Origin of the sequence: Anaerostipes butyraticus (assembly GCF_016586355.1) — a bacterium.
Lineage (GTDB): Bacteria > Bacillota > Clostridia > Lachnospirales > Lachnospiraceae > Anaerostipes > Anaerostipes butyraticus.
This window is the reverse complement of sequence record NZ_BLYI01000035.1, coordinates 1-13798: the sequence shown is the minus strand read 5'-3', so window position 1 is coordinate 13798 and position 13798 is coordinate 1. Positions and strand designations below refer to the sequence as shown.

Below are 13798 nucleotides of genomic sequence, written 5' to 3'. Positions count from 1 at the left end.
CAGGAGGAGAAGGAACATGTTTGGAAAGCAGAAAAAAAAAGCAACGACTTATGGAGTCATAGGACTTGGAAGATTTGGATTTGCCCTGACAGAAGAACTGGCGGAATCAGGTGCAGAGATCATGGTGCTGGACCGGGATGAGGATAAAATCCGTAAGATCCGGGAACTGACGGAAAACGCTCTTGTGGTCAATTCTCTGGACAAAGAGGTTCTGCTGGATACAGGAATCCAGAATTGCGATGTAGTCATTGTCTGTATCGGAACCCATATGGAGTCTTCTATTCTGACGACACTGAACCTGGTAGGAATGGGAATTCCAAGGGTAATTTCAAAAGCAACCAGTCCGGAACATGGAGAAATTTTGAAACGTCTGGGCGCGGAAGTCGTATATCCGGAGCAGGATATGGCGATCCGCCTGGCAAATTGTCTGGAATCTTCCGGAGTGATCGATTTTATTAAATTAAGTGAAAAGATCAATATTTCGAAGCTGACGGTTCCGGAAGCTCTGCTTGGAAAATCTGTACAGGAAGTTAATTTCCGTGCCAGATTCGGGCTGAATATCATTGCGATTGAAAATAACAATGAGGTTATGGAATATGTGAATCCGGATTATGTATTCCGGGAAGAGGATGTGCTGATCATTTCCGGAAGCAGTGAGGGAATCATCAAACTTACTGAGTGGCAAAAATAAAAGAGAAAAGGGAAGGAAAGAGCTTTCTGCCTGAGGATGGCAGAAGGCTCTTTGTTTTTTTGGGGAAATGAGGGGCTGGAGGAATCTAAATTTTATCTGGTGTTTTGAAAAGAGATATAGTAGAATGTAAAAAATCAGGTACAGCTGATTTGCAAAAAGAAGAAAGAAAGGAATTTATATGAAAAATGACAAAAGTATCATCAGAAGGATGATATATTATATGAATCCCAGAAGGATCCATCCAAAGATGGTGAAGCTTTGGACTTTTTTCCTGACTTTGAATGTGGTGTTTTTTCTTCTGCCAAGAGATGTGGTAGAAGGAAGCATTTTAATTCTGGCTCCTCTGGCAGGACTGTTTGTCTATGCGCTTGTGACAAAAGATGTAATGAGCAGTCTTTTGCTGGGAACATTTTCCATGTATATTCTCTGGTATAAGACAGCGGCGGTACAGGGATTTTTTGGAGATCTGCAGATGGTGCTGGCAGATTCGGAAAATATTGAGATGTATATGTCGTTTTTTCTTTCCGGAGGGATCATCATCGCTCTGAGAAGGAGTGGAAGCACCAAAGCTTTTGCAGATTTTGTGACTTCCAGATTCGGGAAAAGCGAGCATGCGGTGCTGGGAACAGCCGGGCTTTATGCAGGGGCTGCATCAATTGATGACTATGTTTCTACACTGACTTCCGGAGCTTCGTTTTCTCCGCTGATCGACGCAATTCAGAAACCGAGACTGGCTCTTGCCTATGTGATCCGGACGTTCAGTATTTGTGTGTCTGCAATTCTGCCATTTGGCGCATGGGGATATTTTATTATTTATCAGATCGCGGCAGCAGATAATGTAAAAAACAGGGCAGAAGCAGTCAGTATCTTCCTTCATTCGATTCCATTTATGTTTTACGCAGTCATTGCCTGCGTTGTAGCGTTTTTATTTGCCATTGGCATTTTTCCGAAAATCGGGCCGATGAAGAAAGCCTACGCCATGGCGGAAGAAGGAAAACAGATGGGAGGCCTGGCGGCTGGAGAGATTGATGAGAATGGGGAAGATGAGGAGGATGAAGATGATTTTGATGAAAGTGATCCGAGGAAACAAAATGTCAGCATTCTGAATCTGATCCTGCCGATTGCATCGATTATGGCTGCATTGATCGCAACCGGTCTGGATTGTTACATGGCATTTGGGATTGCGGCAATTTTCACGGGGATGCTGCTGATTTTTCAGGGAATTATGACTGTAGCGGAATATATGCAGTGTATCGTAGACGGATTTCTGGATATGATGGATATGGTAATTATCCTGATGCTCGGATACAGCATTCAGGAAGTGATGTATACCATGGGAATGGAAGCGTTCGTAGAGTCTGTGTGCAGTGCCATTCCGTTTGCAACGCTTCTTCCGGTATTGATTTTTATATTTTTCAGCTGCAGTGAATATCTGTACAGTCTCAATTATACATTGTATCAGATTGCGATCCCGATCCTTATGGTGGTGCTTCCGAAAGTGGGGGCCAATGTGCCGCTGTGTCTGGGAGCACTGATTTCCGCCGGATTGTTCGGTGCGAATGCCTGTGTGATCTCAGATCTGGGAGTGTTGTCCGCAAGGGCATGCCGGGTCAAGGTGTATGAGCAGTATATTACGTCTCAGCCGTATTTTATTATTTCGGGAGTGATAGCCGCGGCAGGATATCTGGCGGCAGGATTTTTATTTCAATAAACAAAGAAAGACAGCAGGGAGTTTCTTGGTTTTAAGAAACTCCCTGCTGTTCCATGTCGGAAAGCGCTTCGTGATAGAAAACATCGAGAAAACCTTTATAGTCTTTCTTCCATGGCTTATTTTTTCCGTAATAATGGACAATGACGGTGTTCTGCCGGATCCAGTCCAGGGAGATATCGGTCATCTGTCCGGTCATTTTATGGGTGATGAGATAGGTCTCTCCAAGATTGTAGAGGGACGCATCCGCAATTTTGGTTTTTTGTCCGTAAAGAGCGGTAAAGACATCCTGATCGGGAAGCAGCAGTTTGCGGCGGTTTTCGCGGATATAAGATCGTATGGCATCTCCGCTGTGCTCTTTTCGCAGGACTTCCAGATTCATAAGAAGAACACCGGTATTGATATAAGGAGTGTTTTCTTCCAGATTCAGCCGGTGCGCATTAAATTTTCGGAAGAATTTTTGGACATGGGTGGCGGCGATAAAGGAACTGCCTTCAAAGTCCATGGAATACAGATCAGAAAGAGAATTGATAACAACCAGATCCGGATCCAGATAAAGAATGCGGTCCAGGCTGTCAGGGAGCAGTTCCGGGGCAAACAGTCGGAAATACATTTCTTTTGGATATCGTTTGGATGTAGGGCATTGGGATAAAAGAGAATCCGGAAATGGAAGAAATGTGATTTTATCGTGAGCGTATCGGCGAAGAGTCTCGCGGCTGTCTTTGGAAAGATTCTCATAAATGACATAAAATGATATATCAGCAGACCGGTTTGCTGACAAAACAGAGTGCATCATCACGGTACAGGGCTGAAGATAGTGGTCGTCCAGTGTCATTAAAAGATTCATTTGAAAAAACCTCCTGCTTTTATTTCATACAAAGAATGTCTATATTATAGCACTGATCCATAAAAATAATATGAATAAAAAATAAAAGAAGTGGGAAGTCTCTGGATATGAAAGTGAAATATATCCAGAGGGTTGTTTTTGCGGCGGCGGTGATCATGGTTTTGCTGGCTGCGCCGCAAAATAGAATTTCTGCCGGAATACAGAAAAATCTAAGAGATCAGGTTCTTCGGTTTCATGTGAGGGCTAACAGTGACAGCAGGGAAGATCAGAGACAAAAACTTTTAGTCAGAGATGCAGTCATTGATTATGTCAGTCCTTTTATGGAAAAGGCAGAGTCAAAGGAAGAAGCGGTAAAAATATTGAAAGAGAAAAAAGAAGGAATCAAAAGGACAGCGGAGCAGGTCCTGGCGGATCAGGGGAATCCCCGGAAGGTAAGAGTGTCCTTTACCACAGAATCTTTTCCGGAAAAAGAATACGGAGATTATGTTTTTCCGGAAGGAATTTATGATGCTGTGCGGGTAGATTTAGGAAACGCAGCAGGACATAACTGGTGGTGTGTCATGTTTCCGGACCTGTGTATTACAAAAGACGAAAAGCAAAAGATCAATGAGAAAGCCGAGGAGAAGATGAAAGAACTTCTGGGAGAAGAAACAGTTCGTTCTATCAGAAAGAATAAATATTTTCGCTGGGCGTTCTGGCCGGAAATATAAAAAAAGCGCCATTTTACTGTTCCATGAGGTAAAATAAAGAAAGGAAGAAAAAGAATGGGTATGTCAGGAGAAGAATATGATATTGGAACAGTTAAGAGAAGCCAGGGATTTTACCGGAAGTGAGCAGATGATCGCGGAGTATGTATTAAAACATACCGACAGTCTGGAACAGCTGACAGCTGCGGATCTGGCGAAGAAAGCCTTTACAAGCAAAGCCACAGTCATACGGCTTTGTAAGAAACTTGGAACAAAAGGATACCGGGATTTTAACCGGAAAGTAGGAATGGAAGCTTTGGAAGAAAAGCGCGTGAATGCGCTTCTGGAAGCGGAGCCTTTTAATGAAAATAGTTCCTATGAGGATATTGTGCAGAAGCTTCCTTCCATTTATGACAGCGCGGTTGCCAATACCAGGCTTTCCCTGGACCGGAATGTGATCCGGAGAGTGGTAAACCGGATCCGCCAGGCAGACAAGGTAGAATTTTATGGAATGGGGATCACTTATACAACGGCGAGAGCGGCCGCCTTTAAGCTGATGACCATAGGGATTGAAAGTTCTGCCTGCAACGGACTGAACGAGCACAATATCATTGTTAGTAAAAAGAAAAAGAAGCGTGTGGCGGTTATTTTGTCTTTTACAGGAAGCAACCCCGGCATGGTTTCCGCGGCAGAATTTCTGAGAGAACAGGGAGTTTATGTAGTTGGAATGGGAGGCGGGAAAGAAGAACTGAGAGCATACTGCAATGAATTTATCCCAATCTATACGGCGAAACAGATCATGAGCATGGAGGTGATCATATCGATCACATCAGCAAATTATATTCTGGACGTGATCTTTATATCTCTGATCGTGGATAATTATCAGGAAAATGTGGATGCCGCAGTTGCCATCTATAAGATGAGACATGGAGCGGAAGAAGAGCAGGAAGGCCGGAGTTTGAAAAAATCTGGACCAAAAATTCAAAACAGGAAAAGAATAAAAAGTCAATTGTGGACCAGTGGACCAACTGGTCCTTTTTTTGTGGAAAAACCATAAGAAATCCGATATTTTATGAACATAGAGAACAGAAACAGTCAGCCGGCCGATATATTACAGCGTTTCTGGGATACAAGTTGACAGAGAAAATAACAGGAGGATAAGAATGGATTTTGAGAAATTAGCAGAGACTCTGGTTTCCCTGGTGGGAGGCGCCGGAAACATTTCGAACCTGACCCACTGCGCTGCAAGGCTCCGTTTTACGCTGAAAGATGAGAGCAAAGCGGATGAGGAACAGATTAAGAAGACAAAAGGCGTTCTGGGAGTTGCCAGAAGCGGCGGTCAGTTCCAGATTATTATCGGACAGAGAGTGCCGGACGCTTATAAAGCAATTGAGAAGCATCTGGGCGGCGCCATCGGAGAAACAGGAGAGGAAGGACCGAAAGAAAAGAAAAAAGTTTCCGAAGTGATTTTTGATTTCGTGGCGTCTATCTTTACGCCGATCCTTCCGGCTATCATAGGAGCGGGATTGATTAAATCTTTCCTGTCTCTGGCGGTACTTCTTGGCATGGATGCGGAAGGTTCTACCTATCTGTTCATTAACGTGCTGGGAGACGCTCCGCTTTATTTCCTGCCGCTGCTGCTGGCAGTGACATGTTCTAAAAAATTAGGAACCAATACATTTCTGAATGTGGCTCTGGCAGGAGCGCTGGTGCATCCCAATTATACCGCGCTGCTTACAGATGCTTTTAATATTCATTTCAGTTCGGCGTTTGGAATTCCTGTAACGCTGGCCACTTACAGTTCCACAGTGATTCCGGTGATTTTAATGTCCATCGCTCTTAAATACATTGATGGATTTTTTGACAAAGTGATACCGAAGATCGTGAAGTTTTTCTTTAAATCGGTTTTAACCCTGCTGGCAGTTGGAATGCTGACTTTTATTGTACTGGGACCGATTGGATTTGTTGTCGGTGTGGGAATCAGTACAGCGCTGAATACTTTAAGCACCCATGTCGGATGGCTGGTGCCGGTAATCATCGGAGGTGTATTCCCATTGATGGTAACTACGGGAATGCATTATGGAATCGTACCGTTTATGCTTCAGTCTATTGCATCAGTCGGGTATGAGCAGATCTGCTGTCCGGGAAATCTGCCAAGCAACATTGCTCAGGGGGCGGCTTCTCTGGCAGTTGGTTTTCGAACAAAGAAATCAGAATTGAAACAGCTTGCCCTGACTTCGGGAGTGACGGCTCTTCTGGGAACAACAGAACCGGCTTTGTTTGGAGTGACTTTAAGATATAAAAAAGTATTGTCCTGTGTCATGATCGGAGGTGCGGCCGGCGGTCTTTATGCAGGAATTACAGGAGTAAAATGTTTCAGTTTCTGTTCTCCGGGGCTGCTGGCGCTGGTTGCCTTTATCGGTCCGGATGGATTTACGAATATCATCAACGCATGTATTTCCATGGTCATTGCTTTTATTGTGATATTTGTTCTGGTATGGCTCTATGGTTATCAGGATGTGGCAAAACAGGAAACGGAGGGAAAAGCAGAAGAGGTCGAAACAGCAGCGGAAATTCCGGCAGATCATCATGGAGCCGAAGAAAAAGAAGAAATCGTATCCATTGCAGATGGAAATATCATTCCTTTATCTGAAGTACCGGATCCGACTTTTGCAGGAGAGATTCTTGGAAAAGGAGCGGCAGTTCAGCTGGAAAGTGATGAGATTTACTCTCCGGTCGATGGAACAGTAGCCAGTGTATTTCCAACAAAACATGCCATTGGACTGCTCAGCGATGACGGAGTAGAAGTCCTGATTCATGTGGGAATTGATACAGTACAGCTGGAAGGGAGACATTATGATGTAAAAGTGGAAGCCGGACAGAAGGTGAAGAAAGGAGATCTGCTTCTTGTGTGTGACAGAGAAGCCATTGAAAAAGAAGGATATCAGACGGTAACACCGATCATCATATCTAATACGGCGGATTTTGATGAGGTACAGCAGATCGAAAACGGCAAAGTGAAAAAAGGAACCCCGGTGATCAGGGTAAAATAATGGAGTGTGAGAATATGAAAGCAGAAAAAGTATATTTCCCGGATGATTTTTTGTGGGGCGGCGCAGTTGCGGCCAATCAGTGTGAAGGAGCTGTTCTGGAGGATGGCAAGGGATACAGCACGGCAGATGCGCTGACGACCGGCGTGTTCGCGGAACCGCAGATTCCGCCTAAAGGATTTTATCTGAAAGAAGAGGCGTCAGATTGTTATCACCGGTACAAAGAGGATATTGCCATGTTTGCGGAGATGGGTTTTAAAGCGTTCCGTATGTCCATTGCCTGGAGCCGGATCTTCCCGAAGGGAGATGAGGAAGAACCTAACGAGGCAGGGCTGAAGTTCTATGATGATGTGTTTGATGAACTTCTGAAGCACGGCATTCAGCCGGTAGTTACCCTGTCCCACTATGAAATGCCGCTGCATCTGGCAGTGAAATACGGGGGATGGGCAGACCGGAGAATGATTCAGTTTTTCGCTCATTATGCAGAAACCGTCTATCAAAGATATAAAGAAAAAGTGAAATTGTGGCTGATGTTTAATGAGATCAATATGATGCTTCATGCGCCGTTTAATGGAGGCGGAATCAATAAAAAAGCAGAGGAAATGGAACCGTCTGAATTGTATCAGGCAATTCATTATCAGCTGGTGGCGTCAGCGCTGGCAGTTAAGATCGGACATGAGATCAATCCGGAATTTAAGATTGGATGTATGATTGCGGGAAGTCCTCATTATCCGCTGACCTGCCGGCCGGACGATGTGCTGGAGGCCCAGAAAAAAGACAGGGAATCATTGTTCTTTGCGGATGTGCATGTAAGAGGGGAATATCCGGGCTATATGAAGAGGCTGTTTCGGGAACAGGGAATTCATTTTGAAATTACAGACGAAGACCGGATGCTCTTGAAGCATACAGTGGATTTCATTTCCATCAGTTACTATATGAGTTACTGTGCTACGGCAGATCCGGAAAAGAACATACTTGCTCAGGGAAATATTATGAGCGCGGTAAAGAATCCGTATCTGGAAGAGTCAGAATGGGGATGGCAGATTGATCCGGAAGGTCTTCGCTACATTCTGAATCAGTATTATGACAGATATCAGCTTCCTATTTTTATTGTGGAAAATGGTCTGGGGGCGAAAGATCAGCTGGTAGAACAGGATGGAACTTATACAGTAGAAGACGGATACCGAATCGATTATCTGAAAAAGCACCTGCTGCAGGTGTCTGAAGCAATCGCGGACGGTGTTCCGGTAATGGGATACACTGCATGGGGATGCATTGATCTGATTGCCAATACATCAGCGGCAATTTCGAAACGATACGGCATGATTTATGTAGACCGTAATGATGATGGGACAGGAACAATGAAGCGATATAAAAAACAGAGTTTTTACTGGTACCGGGATGTGATTGCATCTAACGGAGCCGCGCTGCTGGAAAATTAAAAAGCAGGGCAGGCAGAAATTATATTTCTGTCTGTCCTGCAGATGACTGAGCCAGTTTTTTTCCGGATACCAGGAGAAGCTGTTTTTTCTTGTATACACGGAATTTGGTCAGTCCGGCATTTTTAAAATAATCTAAAACTTCGTAAGTTGAATGATATTTATTTTTTCGGGAAGGAATCAGATAAGATGGCAGATTCGCAAGAATCCGGACCGGCTCCGGAAGAGCAGCTTCTGCGATGTACAGCCGTCCGCCGGGAGTCAGGACTCTGGCAGCTTCTGAAACAAATTTTTCTGGATCCTTAAATGTATGGAAATCATCGCATACGGTAATGATGCGGAACGTATTGTCATCATATGGAAGGAAGTCACTGTATCCTGTTTCCAGATGAAGTTCCGGATGAGCATCACCTGCCTGACGTATGACATCTTCAGAAGGATCGATTCCGTATCCCTCGGCATCACGCCACTGAATCAGTTCTGTAAGCAGAGTTCCGTCACCGCAGCCCACATCAAGGATTTTATCCCCATCTCTAACGCATATTTTTTTTAACATTTCTTTTCGTAAAGATTTTTTCATAAGAAACTCCTTTCGCATATTGCTTAAGTTTCAAACCTCTTCGGAATTATAGCATATTAAGCTGGTTTGTCAAATTATACCGGTTTTTCAGTTTTCTGGTAACCCAGCTGCTGAGCCAGGAGGTCCATGATTTTTTTCTGATCGTCAGAAGCCAGAAAATTCAGCCGTTCGCTAAAGTGGAAGAAGTTGGAAAGCAGCTCTTTTCTTGGAATTCCAAGTTCTTCAATGGCGATGTGATCAGAAGCCCTTAAGATCGGATGGATCAAAAGGTAAGGCTTGGGAAGTTCTCCATGGATATCGACCGTAGAGAGGATATAGTCAACTTCATGCCAGTTCGGATAGGAAGGAACTTTATAAAGCGGTATGACATCCGTGATTTCTATCTGGTATTCACTTAATAAAGCTTCCCGCAGCATGACAGACGCCCCATATCCCTGTCCGCAGATCAGGAGGATTTTTTTGCAGGGAATACTGCCGATGCGTTTCATGCTGGCAAGGAAATATATGGCAAAATGGACAAATTCATCTTCATTTTCAATCTGGTCGAAGGGCTCTGTCTCGAGACATATTTTTTTGATCTGTTCATAGGTATCCATTTCTTCCGGTCCGAGAATATCAATCATGTTTTCGCAGAGAGAAACATGAGATTTGATCCGTCCGAGAAGAGGAACAACATGTCCCAGAAGTCCGTCTGTCAGAATTTTATCTTTTTCAAATGGAAGGGAGAAAATCTGGGATGCCCTGGAGATCAGGGTGTGTACCAGAGACTCTACATAAGCGGGATCCATGGGCTGGTTCAAATTGGAGTATGTCCGGGTATATTCCAGATAGTAAAGCATGGTAGAAATATGTGCGTCACTAATCGGACATCCGATGATATCGGATAAAGAAGCCTGAATTTTGCGCATGGAATGGCTGTCCAGGACAGGAGTGGATACCAGGGTCAGCGGATAAGGCTTCTTGTGGATAATAAACCAGAGGAGACACAGAATATTGGACAGATACCATCGATAGGAAGAATCTGTCAGTATGTATCCCATCTTCTCTAAAAGTTCATTGATGCAAACAAGTACCTGAGGAATGGAAATTCCTTTGAATGAAGTATGGATAATGTGGATGCTGTGGTATTCGAAGGCATTAAAATTAATGGGAGGATTGATCAGAAGATCAATATATTTGTTAAATTCCCGGTTCATCAATGAGGCTCTTTTTTTTTCAGGGCCGGAAAGGAAAAAGTGATCGGTGTATTCAATAGAAAGACCATCTTTTTCCAGAGATTTGGAAAGTTCATTCATATCGTTTTTGATCGTGGAACGGGAAACCTGAAGTTCATTTCCAATCTGGCTGATTTTAAAATTTTCATTGCGGATCAGCAGATTCAGAAGCAGAAGAGAAATCCGTTCAGAACTGGTATAAAGAAAGTCATTGTTCTCAGAGACTTCTTCCAGAGACAGATTTTCAGGAAATTTCAGAACCCCTTTGGAGCATTTCTCAATCTGAGGTTTGTTTTCCATGGAAAGACTGTCATTGATGCGATTGATATCATACCGCACGCTTCGCTCCTTTATATTCAGGTCATTTGCAATTTCTTTGTATGAAGTTGTTCCTTTGATCTGGATATATTGAATTACATTCAGCATTCTGCCGCTTAACATGCTCATAATCCTTTCTAATTGCTGCTCTTGTTTCTTCCTTTTTCCCTCAGCTCTTTTTCGGTAAAAAATTAAATCCTTTTCTATATTTTATAATTGTTTAAAAGTTAATTCAATTTCTTTTTTTGTAAAAATTGATCGGAAATACTGAAAATTGTAATTTTACGTTTTACCCGGGGAGAAGTGGAATCCTTTGCGTTATCAAAGGTTTTCTATACTTTCCAGCATCAATTATATCATAACAGCAGGTAAACCACACAGACATATCCACTCATGTGCCTGGCAAAGAACCCAATTTATTTTTGGATAGAGAAAAAGCCCGGGATTTCCGGGCTTTTTCTGAAAATCATATGTAGATTTTTTTCTTATAATAATCCCACTACATGTCCTGCGATACCTACGATGAACAGGGCGATGATGATAACGATCGGGGATACGTTCTTCTTTAACAGCCACATGCACAGCAGCGTCAGCAGCAATGGCACGAATCCCGGGATCAGGGAATTTAAGTTATCCTGCAGGGTCGTTACCTTCTCCGGTGTCAGGGACAGTCCGGATGCGTACTGCTGTAATGCTGTCTGGATTCCTTCTGCTCCGGATGGGAGACTGTTCCAGTCGATGTATGCTCCATCACTCAGCTGTACGGTTGATACTACCGGCGTAAAGTTGATGCTTACCCACCGCTCGATCAACGCTCCAAGGACGAACATACCAAGGATAGACGCTCCTTTTGTTACCTTCTGCAGAAGTCCTCCGGAAAGGTCTTCTGTGATCTTGGTTCCTACTCTGTATCCAAATTCCTGTGTATACCACATGAATGCCCAGCGGATCACGTTCCACAATACGAAGAACAGGATCGGTCCGAGGATGCTTCCTCCCATTGCCAGGGATGCTCCCAGCGCTCCCAGGATCGGTCGTACCGTATACCAGAATACCGGATCTCCGACTCCGGCTAACGGTCCCATCATTCCGACTTTGACACCCTGGATCGCCGCGTCATCTACCGGCGCTCCGTTGGCTTTATCTTCTTCCAGCGCCAGGGTAACTCCGATGACCGGTGACGCTACATATGGATGTGTGTTGAAGAATTCCAGATGTCTCTTTAATGCCGCGATCTGGTCTTCTTTGTTTGTATATAACTTCTTGATCGCCGGGATCAGCGCGAATACCCAGCCTCCGTTCTGCATACGCTCGTAGTTCCAGGATCCCTGAAGGAAAGTAGAACGCCATGCCACGGATAATCGATCTTTTTTACTTAATGTAACTTTTTCTGCCATTTCTTCTTACCTCCCTTAGAATCAATAATCGTTCAGAATGTCACCCAATGGATCGCCTGTATTGCTTCCTCCTCCACTGGATGATCCGCCGCTCTCTGACAGGGTCAGATAGATCAGCGCCATGGACAGTCCGATCGCTCCAAGGGCGATCAGTGTCAGGTCTGAGATCGCTGCCAGGCAGAATCCGATCGCGAAGAACGGCCATACTTCTCTGGTCGCCATCATGTTGATGACCATTGCGTATCCTACGGCTACGACCATTCCTCCGCCGATGCTCATTCCATCAGTCAGCCATGCCGGCATGGACTCTAAGAATCCCTGGACTGTGGATGTCGGGATCGCAAGCAGTGCCGCTGCCGGGATCGCGATACGCAGTCCCTGCATGCAGATCGCGATGATATGCCATGCTTCTACGCCTCCAAAGCTTCCTTTGGCTGCCGCTGCGTCCATCCTGTGGACACATGCTACGGAAAGGGTACGTACTACCATCGTAAGGAACAGTCCGGCTACTGCCAGCGGGATCGCTACCGCGATCGCTGTGTCGACTCCGGCTTCTCCCTGTCCGCCCATCACAAGGATGATCGCGGACGCTATGGATGCCAGTGCGGCATCAGGCGCTACAGCCGCTCCGATGTTCGCCCATCCTAAGGCGATCATCTGGAGAGTTCCTCCTAAGATGACACAAGGTACGAGCTGTCCGGATACTAATCCGATCAGGGTACAAGCTACCAGCGGCTGATGGAATTGGAATTCATCCAGGATTCCTTCCATTCCAGCCAGGAAGGCAACTACAACTATTAATATCACTGAAATAAAAGACATTATAATTCCTCCTCTGCAATTCTATCGATCGTCCGCCGCGCTATGACAGCTCGGCTTTCGCTTTGTTGATGATGTCGTCCATGTTCTCTCTGGAATCGCTCGGTACTTTGCGGACATCGAACTTGATGCCTTTTGCCTTGAGCTTCTCAAATGTCTCTACATCTTCTTTTCCGAGAGAGAGCACTTTGTTCACGGCTACTTTTCCTACGGAATGTGCCATGGATCCGACGTTCAGCTCTTTGATATCCACTCCGCCTTCGATGGCGCGCAGGGCATCCTGCGGAGTCTCGAACAGCAGGAGCGCTTTGGTCTCACCGAAACGAGGGTCTTTGGATACCTGGATCATCTTGTCGATCGGAACAACGTTTGCGTGGACTCCCGGAGGCGCTGCCTCGATGATCAGCTTCTTACGAAGGTCATCATGGGATACCGCGTCAGATACAACGATGATACGGTTCGGCTGTGTCGTCTTGGTCCATGCGGTAGCGACCTGTCCATGGAGCAGTCTGGAATCGATACGGGCGAGTACGAACTTGATGTGTCCGTCTCCCAATACCGTTCCTTCCGGGATCGCTCCCTGCGGAGCGGCTGCCTGTACAGGAGCTGCTTCCTCTTTCTTTGGTTCTAAGGATTCCGGATAGATCTTCACTCCGTCTTTTCCGCTTCCGGAGATCTGAACTGCGATCTCGTGAGCCGTTTCCATCGTCATCCTGGAAGCGTAAGCGTCGATCAGCATCGGAAGGTTCAGTCCGGCAACGATGGCCCATGTGTCCTCGTGGCCGTCGATCAGGCCGTTGGCCTGGTTGAATGGTGTTCCGCCCCATAAGTCTACCATGATCAGAACCTGGTCAGGGTCGTCAAAAGAAGCAACGGCTTCTTCCATCTTGGCACGGATATCCGCCGGTCCTTCACTCGGCTGTAATGTAACAGCCGCAACATTCGGCTGATCACCGAAGATCATGGATCCTGACTGAAGGATTCCCTTGGCGAAATCACCATGTGTAGCAAGAATAATTCCTACCATTTTTCATATTCCTCCTTTTCTT

At 45.2% G+C, this 13798-nt stretch carries 12 protein-coding genes; 6 read left to right on the top strand and 6 right to left on the bottom strand.

The window, feature by feature from the left end:
- Positions 1-16 precede the first annotated feature (16 nt).
- Together JMF81_RS08480 and JMF81_RS08475 are read left to right on the top strand one after the other, a co-directional pair.
- Complete coding sequence (locus JMF81_RS08480) at positions 17-691, top strand: potassium channel family protein (RefSeq protein WP_201311027.1); 675 nt, start codon at positions 17-19, stop codon at positions 689-691.
- 220 nt (positions 692-911) lie between these two features.
- Complete coding sequence (locus JMF81_RS08475; protein ID WP_201311026.1) at positions 912-2402, top strand: Na+/H+ antiporter NhaC family protein; 1491 nt, start codon at positions 912-914, stop codon at positions 2400-2402.
- A 31-nt stretch (positions 2403-2433) separates the two neighbouring features.
- Here the strand turns inward: JMF81_RS08475 and JMF81_RS08470 are convergent, their stop codons facing one another.
- Positions 2434-3246, bottom strand: a complete 813-nt coding sequence (locus tag JMF81_RS08470) for a glycosyltransferase family 8 protein (protein ID WP_201311025.1) — start codon at positions 3244-3246, stop codon at positions 2434-2436.
- A 107-nt stretch (positions 3247-3353) separates the two neighbouring features.
- Here JMF81_RS08470 and spoIIR point away from each other — a divergent pair, with 107 nt between their 5' ends.
- The 4 genes from spoIIR to JMF81_RS08450 all read left to right on the top strand — a co-directional run bounded on the left by spoIIR (position 3354) and on the right by JMF81_RS08450 (position 8424).
- Positions 3354-3956, top strand: coding sequence for a stage II sporulation protein R (spoIIR, locus tag JMF81_RS08465; RefSeq protein WP_201311024.1), 603 nt, complete (start codon positions 3354-3356; stop codon positions 3954-3956).
- Positions 3957-4032: 76 nt separating this feature from the next.
- Positions 4033-4989, top strand: coding sequence for a MurR/RpiR family transcriptional regulator (locus tag JMF81_RS08460; protein WP_201311023.1), 957 nt, complete (start codon positions 4033-4035; stop codon positions 4987-4989).
- Positions 4990-5095: 106 nt separating this feature from the next.
- On the top strand, positions 5096-6985 hold the full coding sequence (locus JMF81_RS08455) for a beta-glucoside-specific PTS transporter subunit IIABC (protein ID WP_201311022.1): 1890 nt from the start codon (positions 5096-5098) through the stop codon (positions 6983-6985).
- Between the two features lie 14 nt (positions 6986-6999).
- On the top strand, positions 7000-8424 hold the full coding sequence (locus tag JMF81_RS08450; RefSeq protein WP_201311021.1) for a glycoside hydrolase family 1 protein: 1425 nt from the start codon (positions 7000-7002) through the stop codon (positions 8422-8424).
- A 19-nt stretch (positions 8425-8443) separates the two neighbouring features.
- On the opposite strand, the gene JMF81_RS08445 is transcribed toward JMF81_RS08450, so the two are convergent.
- From JMF81_RS08445 to JMF81_RS08425, 5 genes are all read right to left on the bottom strand, one after another.
- The gene (locus tag JMF81_RS08445) at positions 8444-9001 is read right to left on the bottom strand and encodes a class I SAM-dependent methyltransferase (protein ID WP_201311020.1); all 558 of its coding nucleotides are present in this window, start codon (positions 8999-9001) and stop codon (positions 8444-8446) included.
- Positions 9002-9075: 74 nt separating this feature from the next.
- Positions 9076-10662 carry a BglG family transcription antiterminator gene (locus JMF81_RS08440; protein WP_201311019.1) on the bottom strand — a complete coding sequence of 529 codons (1587 nt, stop codon included), beginning with the start codon at positions 10660-10662 and terminating at the stop codon, positions 9076-9078.
- Between the two features lie 356 nt (positions 10663-11018).
- Positions 11019-11930, bottom strand: a complete 912-nt coding sequence (locus JMF81_RS08435; protein ID WP_201311018.1) for a PTS system mannose/fructose/sorbose family transporter subunit IID — start codon at positions 11928-11930, stop codon at positions 11019-11021.
- Positions 11931-11951: 21 nt separating this feature from the next.
- Entirely contained in the window at positions 11952-12752 is an 801-nt protein-coding gene (locus tag JMF81_RS08430; protein WP_201311017.1) for a PTS mannose/fructose/sorbose transporter subunit IIC, read from the bottom strand.
- A gap of 40 nt (positions 12753-12792) precedes the next feature.
- The gene (locus tag JMF81_RS08425; RefSeq protein ID WP_201311016.1) at positions 12793-13776 is read right to left on the bottom strand and encodes a PTS sugar transporter subunit IIB; all 984 of its coding nucleotides are present in this window, start codon (positions 13774-13776) and stop codon (positions 12793-12795) included.
- Positions 13777-13798 lie beyond the last annotated feature (22 nt).

Coding starts and splice junctions, on each gene's coding strand:
- JMF81_RS08455 (WP_201311022.1), top strand. CDS start 5,096: ATGGATTTTGAGAAATTAGCAGAGACTCTGGTTTCCCTGGTGGGAGGC.
- JMF81_RS08475 (WP_201311026.1), top strand. CDS start 912: ATGAATCCCAGAAGGATCCATCCAAAGATGGTGAAGCTTTGGACTTTT.
- JMF81_RS08430 (WP_201311017.1), bottom strand. CDS start 12,752: ATGTCTTTTATTTCAGTGATATTAATAGTTGTAGTTGCCTTCCTGGCT.
- JMF81_RS08435 (WP_201311018.1), bottom strand. CDS start 11,930: ATGGCAGAAAAAGTTACATTAAGTAAAAAAGATCGATTATCCGTGGCA.
- JMF81_RS08445 (WP_201311020.1), bottom strand. CDS start 9,001: ATGAAAAAATCTTTACGAAAAGAAATGTTAAAAAAAATATGCGTTAGA.
- JMF81_RS08460 (WP_201311023.1), top strand. CDS start 4,033: ATGATATTGGAACAGTTAAGAGAAGCCAGGGATTTTACCGGAAGTGAG.
- JMF81_RS08425 (WP_201311016.1), bottom strand. CDS start 13,776: ATGGTAGGAATTATTCTTGCTACACATGGTGATTTCGCCAAGGGAATC.
- spoIIR (WP_201311024.1), top strand. CDS start 3,354: ATGAAAGTGAAATATATCCAGAGGGTTGTTTTTGCGGCGGCGGTGATC.
- JMF81_RS08470 (WP_201311025.1), bottom strand. CDS start 3,246: ATGAATCTTTTAATGACACTGGACGACCACTATCTTCAGCCCTGTACC.
- JMF81_RS08450 (WP_201311021.1), top strand. CDS start 7,000: ATGAAAGCAGAAAAAGTATATTTCCCGGATGATTTTTTGTGGGGCGGC.
- JMF81_RS08440 (WP_201311019.1), bottom strand. CDS start 10,662: ATGAGCATGTTAAGCGGCAGAATGCTGAATGTAATTCAATATATCCAG.
- JMF81_RS08480 (WP_201311027.1), top strand. CDS start 17: ATGTTTGGAAAGCAGAAAAAAAAAGCAACGACTTATGGAGTCATAGGA.